Consider the following 25,363-nt stretch of genomic DNA (forward strand, 5'->3'; position numbering starts at 1 on the left):
GGCAGCCTCCAACCAATTCACCAATTCACCGGGTCACCGGGTCACCGGGTCACCGGGTCACCGGGTCACCGGGTCACCGGGTCACCGAGTAGGAGTGGGCGCCGGTTCCGGCCAGGGATCCTCCATCGACGATCTGGTACTCGTCACGGATCGGACGGCCCGCGAACCAGGACTCCAGGATCTCTCGGGTACCGGCCGCGTACCGGGCCTGCGCGGAGAGCGAGGACCCGGAGATGTGCGGGGTCATGCCGTGGTGCGGCATCGTGCGCCAGGGGTGGTCGGCGGGGGCCGGCTGCGGGTACCAGACGTCGCCCGCGTAACCCGCCAACTGTCCGCTGCGCAGGGCACGTTCGACGGCGTCCCGGTCGACGATGCGCGCCCGGGCCGTGTTGATCAGATACGCGCCACGCTTCATTGTGGCCAACAGCTCGTCGCCGAACAGCCCCTCGGTCTCGGGGTGCAACGGCGCGTTGACCGTGACGACGTCGCAGTGCGGCACCATGTCCGCTGCGCTCTCATGAAAGACCAGCCCCAGCTCCCGCTCGACGTCCTCGGGCAGCCGGTACCGGTCGGTGTAGTGCAGCTTGACGTCGAAGGGAGCGAGGCGGCGCAGTACGGCCAGCCCGATGCGACCCGCGGCAACCGTGCCGACATGCATGCCCTCCAGGTCGTACGACCGGGCCACGCAGTCCGCGATGTTCCACCCGCCGTCCAGAACCACCTGGTGGGAGGGCAAGTAGTTGCGTACGAGGGACAGCGTCATCATCACCACGTGCTCGGCGACGCTGATGCTGTTGCTGTACGTCACTTCGGCGACCGTCACACCGTGCGCGATCGCCGCGTCGAGGTCGACGTGATCGGAGCCGATGCCGGCGGTGATCGCAAGCTTGAGGTTCTTGGCGGCGGCGATGCGCTCCGGGGTCAGATACGCGGGCCAGAACGGCTGCGAGATCACGACATCGGCGTCGGGCAGCTCCCGGTCGAAGACCGAACCGGCGCCGTCCTTGTCCGAGGTGACGACGAGGGTGTGCCCGGCCTTCTCCAGAAAGCCACGCAGACCGAGTTCGCCGGACACACTGCCGAGCAGACGACCTGGCGTGAAGTCGATCGCCTCGGGGGCCGGGGTGGTCTGGCCACCGGGGTAGTGGTCGATGACGGGGAGATCGTCACGGGCGTACGAGGTCGGATATCCGGCGGTCGGGTCGTCGTACAGGACGCAGAGCACCTTGGCCATGGTCACGGCTCCTCAACTACGTTGCCAGTAGGTGAAGTTCACGATCCTCGGGATCGAACGCCCTGGTCAAAGCGAACCTCGCTATGCCCGTATAGCCGACGGCTATCACCGTCGGCCACCAGCCGTCCGCCCGTAGTCATCCGTGTCCGTCGAGGTAGGTGCGCAGGAGCTCGTCCAGCGCCTGTCGTACGTCAGCCGCTCGGGCCACGGTGAGCAGGGCCGCGGCGAGAACCGAGGGTGGGTCGTCGGGGCCGGTGACCAGCCCGACCCGCGGTCCGTGCGCGGGCCCCTCCAGCGGAACCACCCGCATGCCGTCCGGTACGCCGAACATGTGCAGCCACGCGTGCGAGATCACGCTGGACCAGCGGCCACCGGGCAGGTGCGCGTACAGCCCGGCGACGCTGTCCGACTCGATCGTCGGCGCGGCGGTGGCGCCGTCGGCGGCGAAGCACTCGTCGATGATGCGACGGTTGCGCATACGTGGGCCGAGCAGGCACAGCGGGAGCGCGGCGGCCTGCGCCCAGCCGGCCGTGGGCGCGGTGGCGAGCGGGCCGTCGACGGGAGTGAGCAGGACGTACCGCTCCTCGTACAGAGGCAGCCGGCGCAGACCGCCACCCCGGGTGTCGTCGTCGAGGTACGTCATCGCCGCGTCCAGCTCGAACTCGGCCAGCCCGTGCGTGATCTCGGCCGAGGACAGCGACTCGATGCTCACCCTGGCCCGCGGGTGGCGCTCGCAGAAGGGATTCGTGACGAGGGAGGCGGTGGGCAGGGCGGTCGGGACCACGCCCAGGCGCAGGGTGCCGGACAGGCCGTCCCGTAACGCCGACAACTCCTGCCGCAGCCCGTCCCGTTCGGCGAGGAGGCGATGCGCCCACGCCAGCACCACCTCGCCCTCCGGTGTCAGCCCTTCGTACCGTCGCCCCCGGCGCACGATCGGTACGCCGAGTTCGTGTTCGAGACGGCGGATCGCAGCGGACAGCGACGGCTGCGAGACGTAGCAGGCGGCCGCCGCGCGGACGAAGTGGCGTTCACGGGCGAGAGCGACCAGGTATTCCAGCTGACGCAGCAGCATGCACGACCTCCGAGGGAGACTGCGGGGCAGGGCCTAGGGTTTCGGTGTGCCGACGTACAGCATTGGGCAGGCCGCGCGCCTGCTGGGGGTGAGTCCGGAGACCGTGCGCCGGTGGGCGGACAGTGGTCGGCTGCCGATGGGGCGTGATGGCTCGGGGAACCGGGTGATCGACGGGGTGGGGCTGGCCCGGTTCGCGAAGGAGCGTGCTCTCGGTGGTGTGCACGGTATCCCTGGCGACGCGCCGCCCACCTCCGTGCGCAACGCGTTCACAGGCATCGTCACCGCCCTGACCGTGGACGACGTCGTGGCCCGGGTCGAGGTCCAGGCCGGGCCTCACCAGGTGGTGTCGCTCGTGACCCGCGAGGCGGTCGAGGAACTGGACCTCGCCGTCGGCGTCACGGTCACCGCGCGCGTGAAGTCGACGAGCGTGCACGTCGACCGCCCGCGCCGGGTGAGTTCGTAGTCGGCGGCGTCGGGGTGCCCAGGCACAGCAGAGCGGTTCACAGGTCGAGGCGGTCGGCGAGGCTGGACAGGTTCCGGCCGGTGAAGTGCTCGATGCGCTGGACGCGGTAGTGCCGTCCGGGAGTCGCCCCAGGATTGCGGGTCCAGTCCCTGCAAGGGCCACCACCTCCGCGAGAGCTCCTTCCGCCAGTCCCGCCAGTCCCGCCTGTCGCGCACAGGCGTCCGCGGTGATCACCCGGTACGGGCCCCCGGCCGGGAACCCACAGCTCCACGACGCAGCTGCCACGGCGGCGCTCTCGGCCTCGCCGCCGGTCCCGGTGCCGGCCCCGGCTCCGGCTTCGGTTCCGATGAGCAGTACGCCGATTTCGTCCGCCGCCTGTTCAGCGGCGGCCCGGCGGTGGGCGATCGACTTCTGGCAGCGACCGAGAATCGCGGCCACCTCATGTTCGGCCCTGCCCTGACCGCCCTCCGCCGCCCACCACACCAGTCCGCTGAGCACGACCTCGCCCGACCGTACGAAACGGACCTCCAGGTCAGTGACGGTCACCCGGTGATCTCCCGCCGCAGCAGCGTGTCCTCGGCTCACAACAGGCGCAGGCCAAGGCTCTCTCTCCCCCCGGCAGGTGTTCGACGTGCATGCGCTCCGGCCCCTCGCAGCAGCTGCCGCATACGCCCCTCAAGGGCGTCCAGGAGTCTGACATCGGCATCTCGCATTCACCAGGTGTCTGCGCGTCATCGCATCGTAAGTGCCAGGTGGGATGAGCGGAATACCTCTTGGTTGATCCTCCAGAGTGCACACGGGAAAAGTCGGCGTTTCCGTGCGGTGAACCAGTCGCGCCGGCCCGGCGGTACGTATCTCTTCTCCGAGCAGCAGCCGCACCTGCGGCATCTGGTGGACCTGAGCCGGACCGGCTGGCCATCGGTGGAGCTACTGCCGGAAGGCTCGCTGGAGATCACTGTGACCTGCACGGTCGCCCAGCTGTCCCGCTTCGCGAAGGGATTCACAGCCGAGGTGGCACCGTTGTTCGAGCAGTGTTGCCGTGCCTTCCGGCCACGTTCAAGATCTGCAACATGGCCACGGTCCCGGCCGGCTCACGCGTCACCCCCACGGCCCTGAGCGAGGAGGACCGCGTCGGGGGCCTCGAACACTGGACGGGGTGCACGGAACCAGAGGGCTGCAACCGCGTCGTCCTACGCGAGCCGTCCGAGCGACAGTTCATCGCCTTCCGGATGGCAGGAAGAACCACGTGCCGGCAGGCATGAATGTCGGCATGCGGGATGTCATGGACCTGATCCGGTCCCTCATCACATCCGGATCGGACGTCGCCGATATGCCCCTCTCCGACCCGGACGTACCCCTGGGCCGCAACCTGCCGTGACGCCCCCGCCCGGGGCGAGAGTGGGCCGGATCCCACACCGTCTCTCGCCCTCTGTGCTGACAGTCGCCGCCACCCACCATGGGCTCACTGACGCACAGCAACGGAGGGATGTCACAGATCCCGGGATCGCCTGGTCGTAGTGAGTGACAACCCAGGCGATCGGAGTAGACCGTGGCTATCACTGAACAGAGTCTTTCCACCATGGTGCTGGTGATCGGCACCGGAGGTGCTGGGCTGCGAGCAGCAATCGAACTGGCTGAGGCCGGTATCGATGTCCTCGCGGTCGGCAAGCGCCCCAAGGAGGATGCCCATACGGCACTTGCTGCCGGAGGAATCAACGCAGCCCTGGCCACCATGGACCCCGAGGACAGCTGGCAACAGCACGCAGCCGACACTCTCAAGGAGAGTTATCTGCTCGCCGACCCTCGCACCGCCCAGATCGTCACTCAGGGCGCCGCCCGAGGCATCGACGACCTGGAACGCTACGGCATGGCCTTCGCGAGGGAAGAGGACGGCCGTATCTCCCAGCGCTTCTTCGGGGCGCACAAGTTCCGACGGACTGCCTTCGCCGGCGACTACACCGGTCTGGAGATCCAGCGCACGCTCATCAGGCGCGCCGATCAGCTCAATATCCCCGTGCTCGACGGCATCTGCATCACCCGGCTCCTGGTGCAGGATGGCGCCGTTTTCGGTGCGTACGGCTTCGACCTCACGCACGGTACGCGCTACCTGATCCACGCCGACGCCGTCATTCTTGCTGCGGGTGGCCATACCCGTATCTGGCGGCGCACGTCCTCACGGCGCGACGAGAACATGGGCGACTCCTTCCGCCTGGCCGTGGAGGCCGGAGCCCGACTGCGCGACCCTGAGCTGGTCCAGTTCCACCCTTCCGGGATCATCGAGCCGGAGAACGCGGCCGGCACCCTGGTCAGCGAGGCCGCTCGGGGTGAGGGCGGGATCCTGCGCAACATGCTCGGGGAACGGTTCATGGCTCGCTACGACCCTGACCGTATGGAGCTGTCCACCCGCGACCGCGTAGCCCTGGCTGCCTATACGGAGATCAAGGAAGGGCGGGGGACCCCCAAGGGAGGCGTGTGGCTCGACGTCTCCCACCTGCCACGGCAGACGATCATGACGCGGCTCCCCCGCGTCTACCAGACTCTTCTGGACCTGCAGATGCTGGACATCACCCGCGAACCGATCGAGATCGCGCCCACTGCGCACTATTCGATGGGTGGGGTGTGGGTACGTCCCGAGGACCACAGCACTGACGTCCGTGGCCTGTACGCCATCGGGGAAGCGTCGAGCGGGCTGCACGGCGCCAATCGCCTCGGTGGGAACAGCCTCATAGAACTGCTGGTCTTCGGACGCATCACAGGCCAGGCAGCCGCCGCCTACTCGCAGTCACTGACCGCGCAGCCGCGGTCGGCATCGGCGATAGCGCATGCTCGGGCGGAGATCGACGATCTTCTCGCAGCCGACGGACCGGAGAACGTTCGCGCCCTGCAGCGCGCCATCCGCAACACCATGACCGAGCATGCGGGAGTCGTACGCGACGAAGAGGGCCTGCGCGCCGGACTGGCGGAGCTCACAGCGATCGAGAAGAGGATGGCGGACATCGGCGTGCACCCGGACATCGCCGGCTATCAGGACCTCGCGCACGCCTTCGATCTCAAGTCCGCCGCCCTGGCCGCCCGGGCCACCCTCGAAGCCGCACTGGAGCGTCGTGAGACTCGTGGCTGTCACAACCGCAGCGACTACCCCGACTTGGATCCCGCTCTGCAGGTCAATCTCGTGTGGTCCCCGACGGCGGGTATCACCCGCGAAAGCATTCCAGCCATCCCGGACGAGATTTCCTCCCTGATGGAGGAGGTCTCGACCGACGGAAAGCTTGCCGAATGACCTCGCACAACCAGGCACGCGCACATCGCCGGGACCCGGTTCGTCGACTGGCTCGCGCAGCAGCAGTAGGTCCTGCGGGTGGCCCCTGCCGACAGGCGACAGATGCTGTCTGTCGGCTCATCAGCTGCCGGGCTCAGGGAGCGTAATGCGCCGGCAGCACTTCCCGGGCACCCCCCTGGGGTTCCGCGACTGCCGTTCCGGCAGGGCAGGCCTTCCCACGCGCCAGATAACTCCGTGGGGTCGTGGCGGCCACATTCATCCGGTCTCTGCCGCAGAAGGACACACGATGACCCGATCCACCGAGAACCAAATCGACATCGCGGCCACAGTCATGTCGCTAGCCGCCGAAGCCACCGACCTGGAGGCCCGCGTCAACGAACTTCGCCAGAAACTCGTAGACCTCAACGAGCGGATGAGAGCCATCTCCAACGCTCTATACCAGCTTCCCCCAGTTCAGCAGCCATAGGCAACGCAGCCGTCGGTGACGGACTCTGACGGCGCCCGCCCCTCAAGGCCCGCGTTCTGGCCGCTGCGTAGGGTCGCACGTGACGCTGCGGCAGGTCGCCCCGCTCTCACTCAGCGAAGAAACACCGCTGATCGTGGACGGCACGCTGATTCCTCCCGCGGCCGACAGGTCGCTGAGCGGTTGACGAGCTGCCGGCACTCGGCCAACGACCAACTCGTCATCGAAACCGACACCTCGCTCGTCTCGTCGGCTGACCACGAAAAACCGATAGGACGGCACGGTGTCGGAGCTGTCCGGTGCGCGGGATGCCGGGGGTGACACACCTGTGATTACCGGCAGCAGTCGGCCGCATGAGCCGTCGGTCTGCCCGTAAGGCCGGCCTGCACGTGTCACAAAACGACCCGCCACTCGGTCAAATACACAGAAGAGCAAATCACCCCAATCATGTCTATATCTGGACGGCACCCCGTACTCCGACGTGATTGCCCTGGTCGGAATGGAGATGAAACAGCATGTCGCAGACGGACACGTATCTTGCACAGGGCGCATCCACGGTCGGTGCTGCTGCCGAGAGAGTTCTGGGGTCCGGCTTCTCTGATTGGAGCGGGCGTGATCCTGCAGACAGTGAGCGAGTTCCCTCTGGCTCGCGCCTCATGGATCACGACAAGTGGCTGGTGGGCCTACAGTTCCACACCACCGACTGCCAACGCGTTTGGCTGTACTACGTTGTCGATGAGGTCTTCGACACGACTCACGCAGTGCCCATGGCCATCAAGCGGGCCAACAGTGACCCGGAGCGGGTGACCCGGGGCGGGATCCGGGCCGAGGCGGATCAGGTCGAAGTCCAACAGATACATCGGGATGGCATCGGCCGTTTCAGTCTGACCCGTTGTTTCTGATCAGTTCAGGCGAGGGTTTTCGCGGAGTCGCGCATGGTTCCCTTTGAGCGCACTGGTTCCCGCAGTCGCCATGCGGGGGTTTCGTCGTCGACACCGATGACCTCAAGGAGGGCATGGTGAGCATCAGTACACCGGGACTGCAGGCCGGAGGCCGGATCGAGGCTTCCCGAATGACCCTCCACCTCGTTCACTCCGCCGCAGCCGGCATGTTGTCGTCGATCCCCACCCCGACCGCCCGCGCTCTTGGGTCAAGGAACCCCACCGGCGCTGCTGCGCGGCCGGCATCCCCGACGGCTCAAGGCCTGCGGCTCAGACCGCACCGGCCACCCAGATATTGCCCAAGCCATGGACGCCAATCCACGCCGAGTGAGTCAGAAGCCGTTGTCCTACCGGACGCGGTCGGAAGGTTTTCGCTGGTCAGGCATGGTCTCCGGGTGGTCGATGAAGGTCTTCGTGGAGACAAGCCGCTTGTTCGCGCCAATACATGGCGTAGTTCCCTCGTTCAGCAGCCAAGGGCCCCTGGCGAAAGGACGGTGCCCGAGTCTTGGGGATCAGATGTGGAAGCTCATGTCACAAGATTCATGCCTGCCCGGTCTAACAGGTCAAGCCGAGAAATGGAGGAGGTATCCCGTGCGCAGGCACTCAGCCCTCGGCTACTACAGCCGTCTCCCCGGGCACAGGGAGCGTACGTGGTGGCATCCTGCCATCGGTCCGCCGATACCGCTGAAGCCCTCCTGAACTGCGACAAGATGGATGCATGTGGCCCCGTTGTGTGGTGCCGTGCGAGAGGATGGATGCCGTATGGACCACGCTGACGCGGTGCCGATCGCGGAGTTGCTCAACGAGCGTCGGTATCTGCTGAATATCGCCTACTGGATGCTGGGCAGCACCGGTGAGGCGGAGAGCGTCGTCGATGAGACCTACCGCCGGTGGTACGGGCTGTCCGGCGCGGCGCGTCGGCAGATCACGGCGCCCCGACCCTGGCTTGCGAAGACCGTGGGCGGGATTTGTCTGGACCGCTTGCCCGACCGGGGTGCGGTCGGCCGGAGAAGGGGTGTCCGTACGCAGGCGCAAGATGCGGAGGGGCCGAAGCAGAGGCTGGAAGAGGAGGTCACCTGGGTTCTGCTGAACGCTCTGGATTCCCTGTCGCCGGCCGAGCGGGCGGCATTCGTGCTCAAGAACGCCGGAATGCCCCCCGATGCAGTCGCCGACATCGTGGGACGCACCGAGCCGGAGTGCGCCGAACTCGCCGACCGGGCGCGCCAGCACCTGCGGGTGCAGCGCTCACGTCCCACGACGCCGGAACAGCACGAAGCCCTCGCCTGCGCCGTCCGCCAAGCCTGTCTGACGGAGGATGCCGGGCTGCTGTCCTCGCTCCTCTGCTCGGACGCCACGGCGTTCTTCGACGGCGGCGGCAAGGTCCGGGCACTGGTCAGGCCGGTCCACGGCAGCCAGCAGGTCGCACACAGCCTGCTGACGCTCCTGGCCCGCCACCCGCGCACCACACTGACCACCCAGTCCGTCAACGGCCGCACCGGCCTCGTCGCCCGCTACGACCACCAGGTCGCCGCCGTCATCAGCCTCGACATCGCCGACCACCACGTCGCACAAGTGTGGGTCGTACTCAACCCCGACAAGCTGCATTCCTGGAACCAGCCCCCCACTCCTGGCGGCCCCAGCTCACACCAGAGCCCCTCATAGCAAGGGTGACCGCTGGTCCTGATCACTCCTGAGAGGTCTGCCCCACGACTGCTTCGGCAACACGGCAGCCATCATGTGCGCCGGCCGGACACCGCGTCCCGCGGGAAAGCGTCAGGTCGGTCGTGGCGCCTCGGCAGCTGTTCCTACCGGCACTCCACGCCGCAGAAGGGCGCGTGTGACCTGATCGATCACGTGTCCTGCCCGTGTGATCCGGCATCAGGCTCAGTCGAGAGCCTTCGTTGTTCTCCCCCAGGCCTCCTCGTCATCCTGGCGGGGGGCCACAGACCCCCGGCGCAGAGCCGAGAGCCACTGCGAAGCGGGAGCGCGAATCCAGGAACGCGGCGATCTTGCTTGCGTTGAATACCCACATCAGCTTGTGGATGCCTTCCTTCGAGGCGGCTATCGTCAGGAACGTTGTGGGCTCGCCATCTCGGTAGATCATCACGCCTGTACGGCCGTTGGCTTCGACAGACCTGAGGTCCGCGCCACGCCAGAACCGCGGATAGGCGGTCGCCAGGTTGGCCACGCGTGCACGGCCCAGCACGGGTATACGAGCGACCCCCCGGATGCCGTTGCCGTCGGAAAGACTGACTGCATCGATGGTGAGGAGGGCTTCCAACGAGGCCACGTCCCCCGTTTGGGCTGCTGATACGAAGGTGTTGAGCAGGCGTCGGTGTTCTGCCGCGTCCACGCTCACCCGCTGCTCGGCCGACAGATGCTTGCGAGCACGGCTTACGATCTTCCGCACGTTGACGAGGGTGAGTTGAAGGATGTCAGCGATCTCGGGATAGGTGTAATCGAACGCCTCGCGCAGTACGTATGCGGCACGTTCAGTGGGACTCAACTTCTCCAACACCAGCAGCAGGGCCAGCTCCAGAGCCTCCGCACGCTGCGCGCCTACCTCAGGGTCGGAGCTTGTGTCGATGGGCTCAGGCAGCCATGGTCCTATATAGGTTTCCCGACGCACCCGCGCAGACTGCGCAACGTTGATGGCCAAGCGGGTCGTCGTACTCGCGAGGAAGGCCACCGGGCTGACCACCACGGATCGGTCGGTCTTCTGCCAGCGCAGCCACGCTTCTTGGACGACGTCCTCAGCCTCGACCGCGCTGCCGAGCACGCGGTAGGCAATTCCGAAGAGACGTGTCCGGTGCTGCACAAAGACAGCAACGGCCTCTTCAAGGGAATTTGCTGTGGGGGACGCCTCGAAATGCATGATCGTGCGGTCTCCGTTCCTCCGGTTGCGGCTGTTCAGGAGCGTGACCACGCAGCGATCGCGTGGTCGCGGACGGCTCCGGCAACTGGTCCCAGGTCGCGCTCCTGGCGACCGCGGCAGGGTGTTGCGCGCTGCATGGCTTGTTTCGGAGCGGCAGGAGCTGTGGCCACTGATGGTCACGGGGCTGCTCGGATCGAGTCCGCCCCATGAACGGGATCGGCCCGTTCATGTGTCAGGACCGGGGCAGCGGGGTACTGCCGGCCGTCGTCAAGGTGGCAGGTAGCAGGCACAACACAGTGCTTTCGTGGGCTTACGACCCGACCAAACGGATCAAATCACATCTCTAAGTACAAGGTTCATATGGGTGGCAGGCTGCGCATAGTCCCCAGCCCAGGGCCATGGAACTGCCCCAACAGTGCCATTAAAGCATTGACACAATGTTGACCAGTGGTTGGGCTACTCCGCGTCCCGACACGCGCCGAATGAGCCCCGCGGCAGCGTTTTCGCGCCACCGACACTGACTCGCCCCCGAAGAGCGGCTGCATCGCGACGATGCGTGTCACCACAACACGGATGTGCGTGACACGGTGCAAGCAGACCATGGCCTGCAGTCCGCCTGAAGGGGTGGAACGGCACAGAACCGGATAATTGTGGGCGTGGAGTCGCCTGCGGGGACCGCCATGCCTGATCCGGGGAGGGCCGGTGCCGTGCTGCGAGAGAGCATGGGACGACGGCCTCGGCGACGGAGCCGGAAGGCTTCTCGCAACGTTGTGGCACAACCACTTGCAGGCCTCCCGCGTGTGCCTACCAGCCAGAACCCGGGGGCCCACGCGTTTGGTCAAGGTCGGTGACCAGTGGGTTTGTGTGATCGGGGTTGGAGGCCAAGCCGGTACCCAGGCCGTGCAGCCGGTTGGCGACCCGGGTGGCCTCGCGTGCGAGGCACCGCGGCAGCGCCATTGGCGATGATGAACGCGTCCTTCGCGTCGGTCTTGGCCCCACCCGAGTAGGGGTCGCCGCGTCGTCAGCCCGGCAGGTACAGGTAGGCGACGGGACAACCCATGTCCCGGGCAACCGCCTGCGGTAGAGCCCCGATCGAGGCGGGCTGGTCGCCCACGATGAGCACGGTCCGGTGCTTCGCCTGAAGCTTCGCGAACAGCTCCCGGAGCTTGGGGTCGGTTTGGGGCGGGCACTTGCCGAACAACCTCCTGCCGGCGAGGGTGGCGTGGTGTTCGCCTTTGCCGACGCCCAGGCCGAGGCAGACGCCGGTATCGCCGGTGCCGATCACGTGCAGGCCCCTCCATTCACGCTTTCGTCCGGCCCTCGCACGGCACCGAGCTGCCACATCCGCGTTACGGAAGGCTCTTCCGATTCGGGTGAAGCCGGTACCCAAGCCGCTCACCAGCGTTCTGCCGATGCCTTCGGGCCCGGTGACACCCCAAGATCATCAACAACAAGGGGGAAGTCGTGCCGGACCCGAAGGCCAGAAGCCATTGCGGAGCCACGAAGACGGCGACGGAGGGCCCCCTCGCCGTCCTGGCCTCGACCGGTGCGTCCGGGGCAAGGAGCCATGGCGACTGACCGGCATCCGGATGGTCGCTCGTCGGCCCTGGCCGGCCAAACGTTTACGGTCGGACGATCAGGGCGCTGTCGTCACGTCGGACTCGTACACCAGCCCGACTCGGTGATTGTATTGAATGGTGTACATCTTTTTGCCGCCGGTCACGACGCTGCCGCTGGAGGGGAAGTAGTCGTCGGTGGCCGCGGCCTCACTGGTCGCGACATACGCCTGGCCGGCGGGGACGCTGTAGAAGCTCAGCGGAGCCTGGGTGGAGGGCGACAGCCCGGCGGGATATTCAGCCTTGTCCGGGTAGCTGCTGCCGTACACCGCTGCGGGTGCATCCCCGGCAGCCTTGACCACGGTCACGCCGCGGGCGGGAGTTGTGTTGCGTCCGTACGGGTTGTGGAACCACACCTTGGTACCGCTGTACCAAATGGCTGTCCAATCGCCCTGGCGACCTGCGACGACGAACTGTTGCCCTGCCTGCGCAGTGCTGCCCCAGTCGTTGACCCGGTTGGTCCCGATACCGTCCGTGTGAATGGCCTGGTCGCCGAAGAGCGGGGCGGTGCGGCTGGGTGCTGTGTGCAGGTAGACGAAGTTCGACGGCTGGCGCCGTTCAGTGCATTCGGGCGTGTCACCCGTCGGATCGTCAGTTGGGCAGACCTGCACGGTCTGCTGATTCCGGGCGAAGCTGGGGGTGATGGTGACCGCCGATCCGATCGGCCCGACGCCGTGAATGCCCTCCGCGGGGGCATGGAGAAGACGCATGTACCGCTCCCAGTCCCAGGACGGACCCGGGTCCCAGTGCATGCCGGAGACGAGGGAAGAATTCGGCCCAGGGACGTTGTCGTGCCCGATGATGTGCTGCCGATCCAGCGGAATGTCGAAACGGTCGGCCAGGTACGCAACGAGTTCCGCGCTTGTCTCGTACTGGGCCTGGGTGTACCAGGTGCCTCCGGATGCAGCGTAGCCCTCATGCTCGATACCGATCGAATGCATGTTGGTCGAGTAGTTGCCTGCGTGGAAGGAGAGGTCCTTGGTGGGCACCATTTGGGTCACGGCACCGTCGGACGACCGGATCACGTAGTGCGCTGAACCGCCGCCAGGAGTCTGGAAGCTATTGATCGCCGACTCGTAGGACGACTCGGTGTCATGGATGACGATGGAATCAATCCGGATGTTGTTGGCGGGCCGGTTGGACACCTGGCCGTTGGCAGATGCAGCGGGAACGAAGGCGCAGTCGAGTGTTGGCGGGCACTCGGTCTCCGCAGCGGCCATCGCTTTCAGATGAAGCCCGGCCAACTGGCCCGTGGCCGGCCGGACATCTGCGACGGCGTTCAGCCGGACTTGCTGCCCGTCCTGGGTTGTTTCGCCGACACCCTTCTTGACCGTCGCAAAGACGCGGTCGGCGAACGCCTTTGCCCCGCGCTCCTGCTCGGAGCCGCCGTAGCGGGCCACAGCGGCATACCACTGACCCGGATCCACCGGCGTGTGCCCGGTCGTGGCCTTTGCGTAAGAGGCCAGCAGAGCAGCGCCGCCGCGGATGTTGGCGACCTCATTGTCGCGCAGCTTCCCGGCCGGCAATCCGGTCAGCTTCGCCGCCGTCTGGAGGGTGTGCAGCGAAGGGTCGGCAGCCATCTCCTTCAAATCCCCGCGGCCGGCCGCTCCCGTGTCACCACCGGCCATCATCTCGGGCGTCACATCCGTCAGATGCATCGGACCGTAGCCGCCGCTGGTGCTGTGTTCACCGGGGTGTGCTTCCCAGGCCGACTCGTGGTACGCCACACCGAGAAGGACCGACAGGGGAACGTCGTACTCGGCTGCGGCCTGCTCGAATGCCTGCTGCCGGCCGGCGGTTTGCCTATCCGGTGCGGACGCTTGGGCGAGCAGCGGAACGGCTGTGACGCTCGCTGCTGCCAGCGCACCTGCCGTGATCGTGAGTGGCAGCCGCCACCGCGGCTTGCGCTTGTGCACTGCAATACCTTGCTTTCACATGATGGTGATGAACTCTGAGTAGCCATTAGATGCGCCATGGCATCGCTGGGGGCCGAACTGGGCGCCAGAGCCCTGCTGTTGAATGCCAGCATGCGGACTTTACATGATGTGACGCGTCACTTGCCCTGTACAAACAGATCACACTGTCTTGTGGTGGTTGCGCGACTCAAATTCGCGGCGCTGGAGAGCACTGAAAGGCCCTGCGTGACATATCCCACTCACATAAGATTCACATTGAAACGAAGTTGTGCCATGTCGAGTGGCGGGCAAATCGGCCCTGCCCTGAGGGTGCTCCGACTTCTGACTGGCGGCCGTTCTGATCAACGTCCGTCGACTGTCGCCGCAATGACGGATTGCGACAGGCATCGGCTCGATGGCGATGCCGGACAGGGTGCGGCTGCCTGTGCGCAAGCAGTTGCAGCGGTGGCGGTCGACGGCACCTGGGAGCGGAACGGTATCGGCTTGACCACACGGTAACTTCATGGTCTTCCGATCGCCTTGGCGTACGACTTCCCGACCAGCCACGCCAACCGCATCGCCGGCATGGTCGCGTTCTGCAACGAGCACGTCGGCCTGTACGTCGACAGAACGCCGCTGCCGCGCCCCGCCGAGTCGACCCCGACTGCGCCGACCACGCCGTCCCAGTAGAGCGGCGCGCGCCCCTGAGGACGCCCGCCGGGCTTCCGGCCGACTCAGCCCGTGGTCACCCCACGGAAACAGTTTCCGATTTATGGCATATGCATTGTCACACACTGTGTGAATCGGGTGTTCGCTCCCCGGGACCAACCTCACGTACTGAGAAGCCCGCAGTTGGTACAGGTTCAGCGCGCGGTCTTCCTGCCGCATGTCACGCACTGGCGAGTAGACCGGCCATAGGGGATGAAACGGCCATGCGGTCATGGTCTCCTCGCCATGCGGAACGCCAAGTCTGCGCCGCTGGCAGGTTCCTGACCTCTGCGTAGAGCACGGCGCGCGATCCTCCGGTGCGCCGTCCTGCCCCGTCCCGGACGTCGAAGCTCACAGTGCCGACGAGCACACCATTGTCACGAGGCCCACCACAATTCCAACCCTTCACATCCCATTCGTGTGGGCATACGATCACGTCGCCCCGGTGACACCCACTGTTCCGGTCGGCACCGTTGGACGGCAGGGGGCAACCGTCCCCTGCCCGAACCCATCGCAGGGACACACTGTTGAAACCACACGACAGACGCTGGAGCGTGCCGGTCATCGCCGCCGCTTCGGTATTCGCACTGACGAGCCCGTTCAGCGCGCAGGCAGCGGCCTCCTCCAAGGCCCCGGCTCCGCCGTCCGCGGCCACCGCGGACCACGTACCCGCCGGCGAACACACCGTCACACTGATTACCGGTGACGTGGTCACCACCCGTCAGAGCCCCGGCGCCGACGGCAAGCCCGGGGGCAGCGTCACCGTCCGCGGTGCCGACGGACTGCCGGCGCGGACCCGCATCATGACGTCGGGCGACGACCTCTACGTCTACCCCGAGTCCGCCCTTCCCTTCCTGGCCCAGGGCACGCTGGACCGGCAGTTGTTCAACATCTCGGACCTGATCGCGGACGGATACGACGACGCGCACCGCGACCGGCTGCCGCTGATCGTCTCGTACACACAGCCCGGCGCCGCACGCCGCTCGTCCGCCGTCCCCGAGGGCGCGGCCCGGGTGCGGAACCTGGACAGCATCCAGGGCGCCGCTCTGACCGCGGACCACTCCCGCGCGGACGACTTCTGGAAGTCCGTGGCCGGGGCGGCGGCGAACGACGGCGCCCGGACCCAGAACACCCGGCCGTCCTTCGGCGGCGGCATCTCGCACATCTGGCTCGACGCTCCCATCCACGCCGACCTCGCCGACAGCACCGCGCAGATCGGCGCCCCGCAGGTCTGGCAGGGCGGCGATACCGGGCAGGGCGTGGACGTCGCCGTCCTCGACACCGGCGTCGACGCCGGCCATCCGGACCTGGCGGACCGCATCGCGACCCGCCAGAGCTTCGTACCGGACGAGAACACCGACGACCACGCCGGACACGGCACCCACGTCGCGTCCATCATCGCCGGAACCGGTGCGGCTTCCGGCGGCAAGGAGAAGGGCGTCGCCCCGGGCGCCCGGCTGCGCATCGGCAAGGTGCTGGACAACCACGGGAGCGGACAGATCTCCTACGCCCTGGCCGGCATGGAGTGGGCGGCCGTCGACCAGCACGCCAAGATCATCAACATGAGCCTCGGTACCAGCCAGGTGTCCGACGGAACCGACCCGATGAGCCTGGCCGTCGACCGGCTGAGCGGCCAGACCGGTGCACTCTTCGTGGTCGCCGCGGGCAACTTCGGGGAGGATCCGAGCACCATCGTCGCGCCGGGAGCGGCCACCTCGGCGCTGACCGTGGGCGCGGTCGACTCCACCGACGCGCTCGCCTCGTTCTCCAGCAGGGGCCCGCGTATCGACGGCGCGCTGAAGCCGGAGATCACCGCCCCCGGAGTGGACATCCTGGCGGCCAACTCCCAGTTCATCGGCAACGACCAGGGCGCCTACCAGTCCATGAGCGGCACGTCGATGGCCACACCGCACGTCGCGGGCGCCGCCGCCCTGCTCGCCGCGGCCCATCCGGACCTCACCGGGAGCCAGTTGAAGGACCTGCTGGCCAGCAGTTCCCGGAAGACCCCGACGTACGACGCCTTCGAGGCCGGGAGCGGCCGGCTGGACGTCGCCGCGGCAGCGCAGGCCGGAGTCTTCGCCTCGGCGACCGCCTTCGCAGCCCAGTACAAGGGCGGTGCCCTCCAGCGCCCGGTGACCTACACCAACGTCACCGACGCGCCGGTCGCGCTCTCGCTGTCCGTCGACGCGGCGCACGCCCCGTCCGGGATGTTCCGCCTGTCGGCCTCCCAGGTGGTCGTCCCCGCGCACGGCTCCGCCAAGGTCACGGTAACGATCGACGGCTCGGCGGGCACCGCCAAGGAGCACTACTCGGGCCAGGTGCTCGCGACGGACACGGCCGGCAGGGCCGTGGCGCACACCGCCGTCTCCCTCGGCTTCGCGACGATGCACAAGCTGACCCTGACGTTCAAGGACTCCGAGGGCAATCCCACGTCCGGCGAGGCCTTGCTGATCAAGGCAGGGAGCAAGGACCCCGTCCCGGTCGGCGTCGGCCCCTCGGGCACCGAGGAGATCTTCGTGCCCGACGACGTGTACTCGGCCCTGTCCTACCAGGAGGTCCAGGGCGTCCACGGCCCGCACTCCAGAGGCCTGGCCCTGCTCGGCGACCCCGACGTGCTCGTGGACCGGGACATGACCGTCACGTTCGACGCCTCCAAGGCCAAGCGCATCGACATGACCACCCCGCAGCGGAGCGACGTGACGTTCCAGAAGCTGGGCTACAACCGCGTCATGAACGGCGTCAGGTCGGGTCTGTCCGCCGAGAGCGTGTACTACGACAGCATCTGGGCGCAGCCGACCACCCACAAGGTCACCCACGGGGACTTCGAGCTGACCGCCCGTTGGCGCGGCGAGAAGCCGGCACTGGCCGTCTCCACCAGCACGACCGAGTTCACCGGCATACTGCGCCAGGAGGGCATCACGCCGTTGGCCAGGGGCACCTACAAGTTGCCGCTGGTCTTCGCCGGCCAGGGGTCGAGTGCGGACTACGCCGACCTCGACGCGCACGGCACGGCCGTGGTGGTCCGCCACAGCGATGACGTCAGCGACGTGGACCAGGCGGCCAACGCGATCGCCGCGGGCGCGAAGCTCATGCTGGTGGTGGAGAACGGCTACGGCCGCCCGGTGCGCTCCTACGCGCCGCTTGGTCAGCGGCCCGTCGCACTCGACGTCGGCCTGCTGGGCACCGAGGAGGGCGAGAAGCTGATCCGGCAGGCCGAGGACGGCGGGGCCGGGATCACCGTGGACTCCGAGACCGCGAGCCCGTACGTGTACGACCTCGCGCACGGCTGGCACAACGAGATCCCGTCGAAGATGACGGTCAAGGGAGACACGAAGAACCTCGCCCGGATCGACGTCACCTTCGCGAGCCCGAAGCCGGACGTTGCCGGTAGCGAGTTCCGCTTCGAATGGCTCGACGGCGTCGACTGGTCCTCCGGTCCCCTCATGCCGGAGCCCGCAAACGGGAAGCGGACCGACTGGGTGTCCACCGACGGTGTCCGCTGGCACCAGGAGGCGTTCGCCGAGTCCATCGGGTTCGAGGAGGGAGCGAAGACCGCCTACCGGGCCGACAGCAGGCAGTCCGAGGAGTGGTTCAAGCCGATTCAACGCCCGTTCCTGAACGACGCCTTCTTCAACAACCTGCCGCCCACCCGCAACGGCAGCCTCCTGTACATCGACATCCCGGCCTGGGGCAGCAGCAACCACGTCGGGTGGAACCAGGACCCGGCCGGAACCCAGCAGCAGACGCTGTACCAGGGCACCACCCAGCTGGGTCAGGGGAACTTCACGAACGTCCGGGGCAACGCGCCCAGCCGCGGCAGGCTGCCGTACAAACTGGTCGTCACCGGTGAACGGGACGTGGCCTACACCCCGTACTCCTCGCGCACACGCACCGAGTGGGACTTCACGTCGGCGCAGCCGACCGATGCCGCCACCGTGGTGCTGCCGCTGGTGCAGCTCGACTACCGGATCGGCACCGACGCGGCAGGGCGTGCCGGGCGGCACGACACCCTGTCCGTCACCGCCGCCCACCTGCCGGGCGCCAGCCTTACCGGCAAGCTCGGCGCGGTCGGCCTGGAGCTGTCCTACGACGACGGCCGGACCTGGCACAAGGCCGTCTGCGGCAGCGACGGGCGGTTCCGCCTGGACGCCCCGAACAAGGCGTCGTTCGTGTCGCTGAGGGCGAGCGCCAAGGACTCGGCGGGCAACGCGATTCACCAGACGGTGATCAGGGCGTTCGGCCTGAGGTGAGGTAGGGCGCGGTCCAGGGCCCGCAGAACAGGCAGGCAGTCCGTCCGCGGTGGTCGTCCCACCGCGGACGGAACCTCCCCCGGGCTTCCGGGGGAGGGTGCCTCTGTGCCCTTCGTCAAGTCTGCGGGGGCATGCGGGGGTCGCTTCCGAGGTGTGTGAAGCGTAGAAGGGCGGCCCGGTCCGTGGTCGTGGTGAAGCCTCTGCAACGGGGTGGAGCGAAGGGGCGGGTCGTTGGCGAACCTGTTCCTGCACTACGCGTCCGACTTCTGGATGGACCGGGAGTTCCCCACCATCAGGTTCGAGCCGCTGCGCTCTACTCGCCGGTTTGTCCCTTCGTGGGCCACGTACCGCTGGGCGGCTGTCACACCTTCCGCAGCCGTTCGGTCAATGCGGGTGGTGGAAGCCCTCGCAGCGAGGAAGGGAGCACGCAGACCACCGATGCATCCACACGACAACTGCTCACGCTTTCCTTGGTCGGCAGGGCCGGCCTCAAAGCATGCGCATCCCAGGTCCCAGCTGTCGCCCATGGCCGTCCGAAGGCCGCCGTCTGTGTGTCCTGTCCGGCGCGCATCCAGGCTCCCGCACCGCGGATGGTGCTGATATTTGGGTGGCGCGCATCCCGTTCGCGGTACCGATTGCAGGCCGCCCCGGCAAGGAATGGCCCCACCGCACGGTGCTCTTCGCCCGTCCGTACCCACCCCGGTTTCGTACGACTCCCGGCTTGAGCCGCAGAAAGACGCATGATGCGACGACATGACCATGGCGAACACTCCGACCCTGTCGCTGCCAGTGTGTCTCTGGCAACCGAGGCCGCCCTGCTCGAGGCCCGTCTCCACATACTCCAAGAGGCAATTGACACTGTCGACGCACGCATCACGGAAGCCTCCGACGCGCTGCGCCTGCTGCGCCGCGCACCCGCCGCCTCCGCCGGAGCTACAGACAGTGATGCTCACTGCGGATCACCTGGCCGAAAGGGCACCGGCGGTCTCACAGACGACGCGTGCGGGGAGCGGCCAAAACGTTACATGTCCTGCTGGCCGTGAAGGGGCCGGCCGGCAGCAGGACTCGGCCCCCGAGACCAGTATCGGCGTGGCCCGCCCCCCAGTTTTGGGGGCAGCGTTGCCAGGACGGCGGGCCGAGGACCGTCAGATCGCTGACAGCGAGTGTTTTCCTGTCCATTGCGTTTGCCACGAACAGTGGCAATAATTGGTGGCATACCGTCTAGTGCGTGCCGGATGATCCTCAGTTTCCCCGGTGACCCGGCCGTTCCTGTCGCTTCTGGGGCAACCTTCCGGCGGCACGTATTGCCCTGTCTCATGCCCCCATCATCAGTGAGATGAGTCTCCTACCGAACCCTTGGGACCCGTCCGGGACATCTACATCCCGGAGGAGTCACTGCATATGATGTCGTGGTTACCCATTTCCGCGTCCAGACCGAGCGGCACCGTTGGTGTGCCGGGGCGCGGCATGAAGGGTTGAGGATGAGAGGAACACATGGTCTCTGTAACTCACGCGGCGCATGACATTGAGATCACCGCTGAGAGCCTTCAAGAGGACCTCGCTCGCCTGCAGGTCCAGAAGCAGGCGCTGGAAAGAGAACTGGCTGCGGTCGTGGCGCATCTCGGCTCGGTGCAGCGGGCCCTCAGTGCTCTTGAGACCCTGATGCTCAACCCAGTCACTGCGGCCTCGACGGGCACGGCCGGGGCTGCCAACCCGGAACGGGGGCAGGTTGCGACCCCCATCGCACCGCAAACAGACGGTGCCTCCTCCGGGCTTGCAAACGTCACGACGAAGTCCGCGGTGCGGGCTCAGAATCCGGCGAGCGGCAAGGACGCCGAACGTCCCGCTGCCGCCGGCACCGACTCGGACGGGCACAAGAAGTACGGCCAGCTCACCGAGCAGATCATGGAGTACTTCGCCGAAGTCGGTGATGCCGACGTCCGGGCCCGTGATGTTGCCGCGGCTCTCGGTCGTGACTCCGACAGCGGAAGCATCAACGGCGTCCGCAGCACACTCGACCGTCTTGTCGGTGCGTCCCGTGTCCAGCGGATCGGCCGAGGCCTTTACCGCGCCAAGCGTTCCTAGGCGTACCCTCCTGGGCGGTGCACGGACGCAGACGGCAAACGGTCCTCGCTGCAGAGTGTGGATGTGCGGCATCCGAGACGGTGATGAGCACACCATTGCGCGTGTGGCATCGACGCGTGGCTCGGTCGTTGCGGCTGTCTCCTTTTCGCACCGTCTGCTGCCGGTTGCGAGGAGGAGGGCCTGGCCTGTGCGGAGGCGGCGGGCAGGAGTACAGGTCGTACGCCCTCTGAAACATCCAGCGGCCGGCAGCTTGCCGACGTGTTGCACAGTCCGGGCCGCTGACCGCTTCGATCGGGGCCAGCTTGTTGAGCGGCCGGAAGGGATCGCGGCGAAGGCCCCCACGTCTACAGGGAGCCCGCCGAGCAGCGACGCTTCAACCGCTGGCTGCAGGCCCCGGAGCCCCTCCCCCAGGCGGCATGCTGACCGAACCCCGGTTCACGACCTGGGCGCAGACCATGACCGAGGTGATCGCGAATCCCGACTTCCTCACCTGCCGCCTGCGCGAGTGGACCCTGCTCAGAACCATCACCCTGGGCGAGCCGTGCACCGGCAAGGAGCTCACCAGCGCATTCGACTCGTTCCAACATATGGCCGCGACCACACAGATCGTGACCTCGTCCAAGCCTCGGGCGGAGCGAACGGTGCAATGGTTCGGTGCGCACGGGGCCGGAACGACCGGGACCGCTGGCATCGAAATGCCGCCCCCACACCGTGATGGGCCGGGCTTCACGGATCGCGAAGCCGCTTTCAGCGCTTCTCCGCGTCGCCGGGCCAGACACCGATGTGGTCCTGTTCCAGCTCCAGCATCACCCGGTGTTCCATGCCCAGGGCCGCCGTGTACTCAGTTGGCAGCTGCAGCCGGCCGGCCCGGTCCAGTGTCGCGTACTCGCGTGCCACCACTGACTCGTGTCCCTCAGCGTCGATTTCGGTGCGGCGCAGCACCTCCGACGACGTACGGCCGTCACGGATCGCAACGGTTCGGCGGACCTCGCTCGCGACCCCCTGGTCGTGCGTGACGATCACAATCGTTGTGCCCAGCTCCTCGTTGGCACGGCGGAAGGCTGCAAAGACCTGTTCTCCGGTCGCGGAGTCCAGCTCGCCGGTGGGCTCGTCGGCGAGGAGGACGGAGGGGGAGTTGGCGAGAGCAACGGCGATCGCGACGCGCTGCTGCTGGCCGCCGGACATCTGCTGCGGGCGGTGGTCACGGCAGTCGGCGACACCGAGCATGGACAGCAGCTCCTGTGCGCGTTCGGCCTTCTTCCGCGTACGGCCGCGCAGCTGCATCGGCAGGGCCACGTTCTGGGCCGCCGTCAGGTACGGCAACAAGTTGCGCGCCGTCTGCTGCCAGACGAAGCCGACGACGTCGCGGCGGTAGCGCAGCCGGGCCTTGGCGCCCATCGTGAGCAGGTCGCAGCCCGCGACCTTCGCGGCGCCCGCGGTGGGGACGTCCAGGCCTGCGAGGATGTTCATCAGCGTCGACTTGCCGCTGCCGGACGCGCCGACCAGGGCCATCAACTCGCCGTCCTGGACGAGGAGATCCAGCCCCTGGAGCGCTTGCACCTCCACGCCGTCCGCGGAGAAGATCCGTACGAGCCGGTCGCAGGCGATCAGCGCGTCGTGCCCGTACGCAGGCCGGTCACGGCGCGCAGCCGCCCGCTGCTCCAGTTCCGCCAGCGTGGTCGTCGTCGTGTCGGTCATCGCATATCTCCTGCCCTGAGTTCAGTGATCGATCCGCGGCGCCCTGCCCACCAGGCCTGTCCGGCGGCCACCGCCCCCGCCAGCGCCACCACACCCAACGCGGGCAATGCCAGCGACCACGCGTCGGCACGCAACGAGACATCGGCCTCGGACGCGAGGCCGGGAACGGAAGCGAGCGACAATTGGGTCAGATCCACTCCCGGTGCCAGCAGCCAAACCGTTGCCCAGCCCACCAGGAGGCCGCCCAGAGCGGCCACGGCCGCCTGCGGCAACGCCTCCAGAAGAAGGAGCCGGCGGCCCTGTCGACGAGTGAGGCCCATGGTGCGCAACCTGGCCAGTAGAGCGGTCCGTTCCGGCGCGGACTGGAGCAGCGAGAGCAGCAGCGCCAGCACGGCGTAGCCCGCACCCGCAACGATCGCCGCCGCGTAGATCCGTTCGGTCCCGGTCTGTAGGGACGAGTCGGCGAACGAGGCTCGCACCTCGCTGCGCAGCTGCACGTTGACATCCTCTCCTCCGGCGCGTGCGGCTGCCTGCAGCGCTCTACCGTCCAGCTCGTCACCAGAGGCCAGGAGGACCGTGGTCGCGACACGTTGTCTCAGCTTGGAGGCATCTACGAGGAGGAATTCGGGTACCGCGACGGCCGGCATGCGGCTGCGCACCGCAACCACCCGGACGGTGAAGTCTCCGGCTGCCAGCCGGATCAGCTGCGGTTCGCGGCCAAGCGTCTCGGCTACGCCTGGCGAGGCGATCGCGTTCAGGACACCAGCCCTCTTCGCGCCCGGGCTCTCCTGACGTACTCGGTCGGGGAACGTGTCGGACCCCAGTTCGCGGGTGATCCGTGCGTAGGACTGCGGTTCCACCCCGACCAGCGCAGGGGACATATCACCCTTGATCGGGTGGGCTCGGGGCAGGTCGAACGTGGGTCCGATCCACACACGGGTAACCATCCGGACCCCGGGGACGTCCCGCACCGCCTGCTCGAGGCCGTCCGGGAGGGTCCCCGTCCCGGACGGGCCCGGGCGGGAGATCCTTGCGTCCGCGCCGACCGTCAGCAGCGCGGCGTGGTCCCGTGCGTCGGCGACCCCCGACAGCACAGCGCCTCCGAACGCCGCCGTGGTGAGGGCGATCAGCAGCGCCAGCAATGGCAGGACACCTGTCGCCGAGGACCGGCCCGCCCGAGCCAGCGACAGGAAGCCGAGTGCTCCGCGCAGCCGTCCGGCCGGTCGGGCCGCCCACCGCAGGGGCAGGGGGTACAGCCGTGCGAGCACCAGTGCCGCGATCAGCCCGACCAGCACCGGGCCCGCGCTCACCAAGTGGTCGCCCGAGTCGCTCGTGCCGCGGCGGCGGAGGGTCACCACGGCACCTACGGCGAGGAGCAGCAGGCTCAGTTCGGCGACGGTGCGCCGGCGGCCGGGCCGGGCCTTGACGGCGTCGGCTCGCTCCGCGCGGATCCGGGGCCTGCGGTGCAGCGCAAGCGCACAGACCGGCAGCGCCAGGCAGGCGAGCACCGTGACCGCCACTACCCCCACGACTGCCGGCACCATCCGTCCTTCGGGCACCGACAGGATCGCGGCCACCAGGCCGGCGCCGGATGCCGGCAGGGCGACGACGACCGACTCGATGAGCAGCCTGCCCCCGATGCCGCGCAGCGACCCACCACGCGCCCGGAGCAGCGCCAGCTCGGCGCCGCGCCGTGCGGCCGACAACCCACCGGTCATCGCCAAGGTCACTGCCGCTACCGTGCCGGTCCCGATCGCTGCCACCGCCACGACGGGGCGAACTGCGGAGCGCATCTCCATGTGGGACGCGAGGATGTCGTCCATGTCGGTGGTCAAGGAGGCGTGCCGGCCGACCGCTTCCTTGAGGCGGAGTAGATCCGGTCCGCTCTCGAGCGAGGCCACACGGTCGCTGAGGAGGGGAAGCTGTTGAGCCGTCAGCCCCGTGACGTCCGGCGCGATGCGCCAGTAGGCATGCGGCTCGCCGAGGGTGCCCAGCAGCGCGGGCGCCGCCTCGGGGGCGATGAGCAGCCCCGCGTTCCAGTACACGCGCGGAGGTCGACCGCCCTTGGAGGCCAAGCCAGGGTTGCGCAGAATCTGGTCGGCCGACCAGTAGTTGCCCTTGGGCCGTATGGGGTCGACGATGCCTGTGATGCGCACGGCCAGAGCTTGACTGCCTGACGTGCCGATGTGCACCAGGGAGCCTACGTGCATCCGCATCACTTTGGCCGTTGCGGTCGTCACGACGGCCTCGAGCTCCTTCGTCAGGCCGGCCGCGGCGGTCGGCAGCCGTCCTGTGCGGATGGTGGAGTGATGGGCGAGTCCGGCCTGTGCGGCGAGGGTGAACTCGGGCGGGAGCCCATCGGGACGCGGCAGCCAGGCTTCCTGGCCGACCTGAAACTCGGTGGTCTGGACGCCGTACGCGGACTGCGTCGTGTCGGCGCGTACCGGTGCGGGCAGGAGCGGCAGAACCTTGCGGTACGCGGCCGCGATCACCTGTGGGCGCAGTGCGTCTTCCCTGGCGGACTGCGGAAGTTCGAGGCCGGGTTGCGGCGTGGTCAGCTCCAGCGTGCTGCGGGCCGGGCGCGCGCCGGAGAGGTCCTGTCGCAGGCTGCTGGACTCGTTGGTGTCGACGGCTCGCGGGAACGCGGCGGCCATGAAGGCCGTGAGCAGGACAAGGGCAGCGAAGGCGAGTGCGGAGCCGGGCGCGGTGCGCAACCGTGTCCTGGTCCATGGCGCGATCGGTCGCTGAGGTGTGATGTGCGGGCCGCCCGTACGGGTGGTCAT

The 25,363-nt window shown here is 67.7% G+C and carries 14 protein-coding genes and 3 pseudogenes; 10 read left to right on the top strand and 7 right to left on the bottom strand.

Going from position 1 to position 25,363, the window contains the following annotated elements:
• Window positions 1-73: 73 nt before the first annotated feature.
• Both OHA88_RS03465 and OHA88_RS03470 read right to left on the bottom strand, forming a co-directional pair.
• Window positions 74-1,234 (bottom strand): NAD-dependent formate dehydrogenase, encoded by a 1,161-nt coding sequence (locus tag OHA88_RS03465; protein ID WP_328624165.1) that lies wholly within the window; start codon window positions 1,232-1,234, stop codon window positions 74-76.
• 136 nt (window positions 1,235-1,370) lie between these two features.
• Entirely contained in the window at window positions 1,371-2,306 is a 936-nt protein-coding gene (locus OHA88_RS03470) for a LysR family transcriptional regulator (protein ID WP_328624166.1), read from the bottom strand.
• A gap of 46 nt (window positions 2,307-2,352) precedes the next feature.
• Between OHA88_RS03470 and OHA88_RS03475 the strand changes: the two genes are divergently transcribed.
• The 7 genes and pseudogenes from OHA88_RS03475 to OHA88_RS03505 all read left to right on the top strand — a co-directional run bounded on the left by OHA88_RS03475 (window position 2,353) and on the right by OHA88_RS03505 (window position 9,115).
• On the top strand, window positions 2,353-2,769 hold the full coding sequence (locus OHA88_RS03475) for a TOBE domain-containing protein (RefSeq protein ID WP_328624167.1): 417 nt from the start codon (window positions 2,353-2,355) through the stop codon (window positions 2,767-2,769).
• 843 nt (window positions 2,770-3,612) lie between these two features.
• A pseudogene (locus tag OHA88_RS03480) lies at window positions 3,613-3,881 on the top strand (FAD binding domain-containing protein); the annotation flags it as partial.
• A 134-nt stretch (window positions 3,882-4,015) separates the two neighbouring features.
• Window positions 4,016-4,147, top strand: a complete 132-nt coding sequence (locus OHA88_RS03485; RefSeq protein ID WP_328624168.1) for a hypothetical protein — start codon at window positions 4,016-4,018, stop codon at window positions 4,145-4,147.
• A 201-nt stretch (window positions 4,148-4,348) separates the two neighbouring features.
• Window positions 4,349-6,049, top strand: coding sequence for an L-aspartate oxidase (locus tag OHA88_RS03490; RefSeq protein WP_328629572.1), 1,701 nt, complete (start codon window positions 4,349-4,351; stop codon window positions 6,047-6,049).
• Window positions 6,050-6,335: 286 nt separating this feature from the next.
• On the top strand, window positions 6,336-6,515 hold the full coding sequence (locus OHA88_RS03495) for a hypothetical protein (protein WP_328624169.1): 180 nt from the start codon (window positions 6,336-6,338) through the stop codon (window positions 6,513-6,515).
• A gap of 512 nt (window positions 6,516-7,027) precedes the next feature.
• The gene (locus OHA88_RS03500) at window positions 7,028-7,414 is read left to right on the top strand and encodes a hypothetical protein (protein WP_328624170.1); all 387 of its coding nucleotides are present in this window, start codon (window positions 7,028-7,030) and stop codon (window positions 7,412-7,414) included.
• A gap of 801 nt (window positions 7,415-8,215) precedes the next feature.
• Window positions 8,216-9,115, top strand: a complete 900-nt coding sequence (locus OHA88_RS03505; protein WP_328624171.1) for an RNA polymerase subunit sigma — start codon at window positions 8,216-8,218, stop codon at window positions 9,113-9,115.
• 262 nt (window positions 9,116-9,377) lie between these two features.
• Here OHA88_RS03505 and OHA88_RS03510 read toward each other — a convergent pair whose 3' ends face one another.
• The 3 genes and pseudogenes from OHA88_RS03510 to OHA88_RS03520 form a co-directional block, all read right to left on the bottom strand.
• The gene (locus OHA88_RS03510; protein ID WP_328629573.1) at window positions 9,378-10,328 is read right to left on the bottom strand and encodes a sigma-70 family RNA polymerase sigma factor; all 951 of its coding nucleotides are present in this window, start codon (window positions 10,326-10,328) and stop codon (window positions 9,378-9,380) included.
• Window positions 10,329-11,259: 931 nt separating this feature from the next.
• Window positions 11,260-11,613 (bottom strand): annotated as a pseudogene (locus tag OHA88_RS03515) (IS110 family transposase); the annotation flags it as partial.
• A 351-nt stretch (window positions 11,614-11,964) separates the two neighbouring features.
• Window positions 11,965-13,860, bottom strand: a complete 1,896-nt coding sequence (locus tag OHA88_RS03520; protein WP_328624172.1) for an N-acetylmuramoyl-L-alanine amidase — start codon at window positions 13,858-13,860, stop codon at window positions 11,965-11,967.
• Window positions 13,861-14,373: 513 nt separating this feature from the next.
• Here OHA88_RS03520 and OHA88_RS03525 point away from each other — a divergent pair.
• The 3 genes and pseudogenes from OHA88_RS03525 to OHA88_RS03535 form a co-directional block, all read left to right on the top strand.
• A pseudogene (locus OHA88_RS03525) lies at window positions 14,374-14,529 on the top strand (DUF427 domain-containing protein); the annotation flags it as partial.
• Between the two features lie 545 nt (window positions 14,530-15,074).
• Window positions 15,075-18,797, top strand: a complete 3,723-nt coding sequence (locus tag OHA88_RS03530) for a S8 family serine peptidase (RefSeq protein ID WP_328624174.1) — start codon at window positions 15,075-15,077, stop codon at window positions 18,795-18,797.
• Between the two features lie 1,494 nt (window positions 18,798-20,291).
• Window positions 20,292-20,882, top strand: coding sequence for a hypothetical protein (locus tag OHA88_RS03535; protein WP_328624175.1), 591 nt, complete (start codon window positions 20,292-20,294; stop codon window positions 20,880-20,882).
• A 747-nt stretch (window positions 20,883-21,629) separates the two neighbouring features.
• Here the strand turns inward: OHA88_RS03535 and OHA88_RS03540 are convergent.
• Together OHA88_RS03540 and OHA88_RS03545 are read right to left on the bottom strand one after the other, a co-directional pair.
• The gene (locus tag OHA88_RS03540; RefSeq protein WP_328624176.1) at window positions 21,630-22,580 is read right to left on the bottom strand and encodes an ABC transporter ATP-binding protein; all 951 of its coding nucleotides are present in this window, start codon (window positions 22,578-22,580) and stop codon (window positions 21,630-21,632) included.
• On the bottom strand, window positions 22,577-25,363 hold the full coding sequence (locus tag OHA88_RS03545) for an FtsX-like permease family protein (RefSeq protein WP_328624177.1): 2,787 nt from the start codon (window positions 25,361-25,363) through the stop codon (window positions 22,577-22,579). Before OHA88_RS03545 ends, OHA88_RS03540 begins: the two co-directional genes overlap by 4 nt.

The sequence above is a fragment of the Streptomyces sp. NBC_00353 genome, assembly GCF_036108815.1.
Classification (GTDB): Bacteria; Actinomycetota; Actinomycetes; order Streptomycetales; family Streptomycetaceae; genus Streptomyces.

What these genes read in the sequence shown, in the direction of transcription:
- OHA88_RS03465 (WP_328624165.1), bottom strand. Translation starts at nt 1,234, where the DNA reads ATGGCCAAGGTGCTCTGCGTCCTGTACGACGACCCGACCGCCGGATAT.
- OHA88_RS03470 (WP_328624166.1), bottom strand. Translation starts at nt 2,306, where the DNA reads ATGCTGCTGCGTCAGCTGGAATACCTGGTCGCTCTCGCCCGTGAACGC.
- OHA88_RS03490 (WP_328629572.1), top strand. Translation starts at nt 4,349, where the DNA reads ATGGTGCTGGTGATCGGCACCGGAGGTGCTGGGCTGCGAGCAGCAATC.
- OHA88_RS03495 (WP_328624169.1), top strand. Translation starts at nt 6,336, where the DNA reads ATGACCCGATCCACCGAGAACCAAATCGACATCGCGGCCACAGTCATG.
- OHA88_RS03500 (WP_328624170.1), top strand. Translation starts at nt 7,028, where the DNA reads ATGTCGCAGACGGACACGTATCTTGCACAGGGCGCATCCACGGTCGGT.
- OHA88_RS03505 (WP_328624171.1), top strand. Translation starts at nt 8,216, where the DNA reads ATGGACCACGCTGACGCGGTGCCGATCGCGGAGTTGCTCAACGAGCGT.
- OHA88_RS03510 (WP_328629573.1), bottom strand. Translation starts at nt 10,328, where the DNA reads ATGCATTTCGAGGCGTCCCCCACAGCAAATTCCCTTGAAGAGGCCGTT.
- OHA88_RS03535 (WP_328624175.1), top strand. Translation starts at nt 20,292, where the DNA reads ATGGTCTCTGTAACTCACGCGGCGCATGACATTGAGATCACCGCTGAG.
- OHA88_RS03540 (WP_328624176.1), bottom strand. Translation starts at nt 22,580, where the DNA reads ATGACCGACACGACGACGACCACGCTGGCGGAACTGGAGCAGCGGGCG.
- OHA88_RS03545 (WP_328624177.1), bottom strand. Translation starts at nt 25,363, where the DNA reads ATGACCACCCGTACGGGCGGCCCGCACATCACACCTCAGCGACCGATC.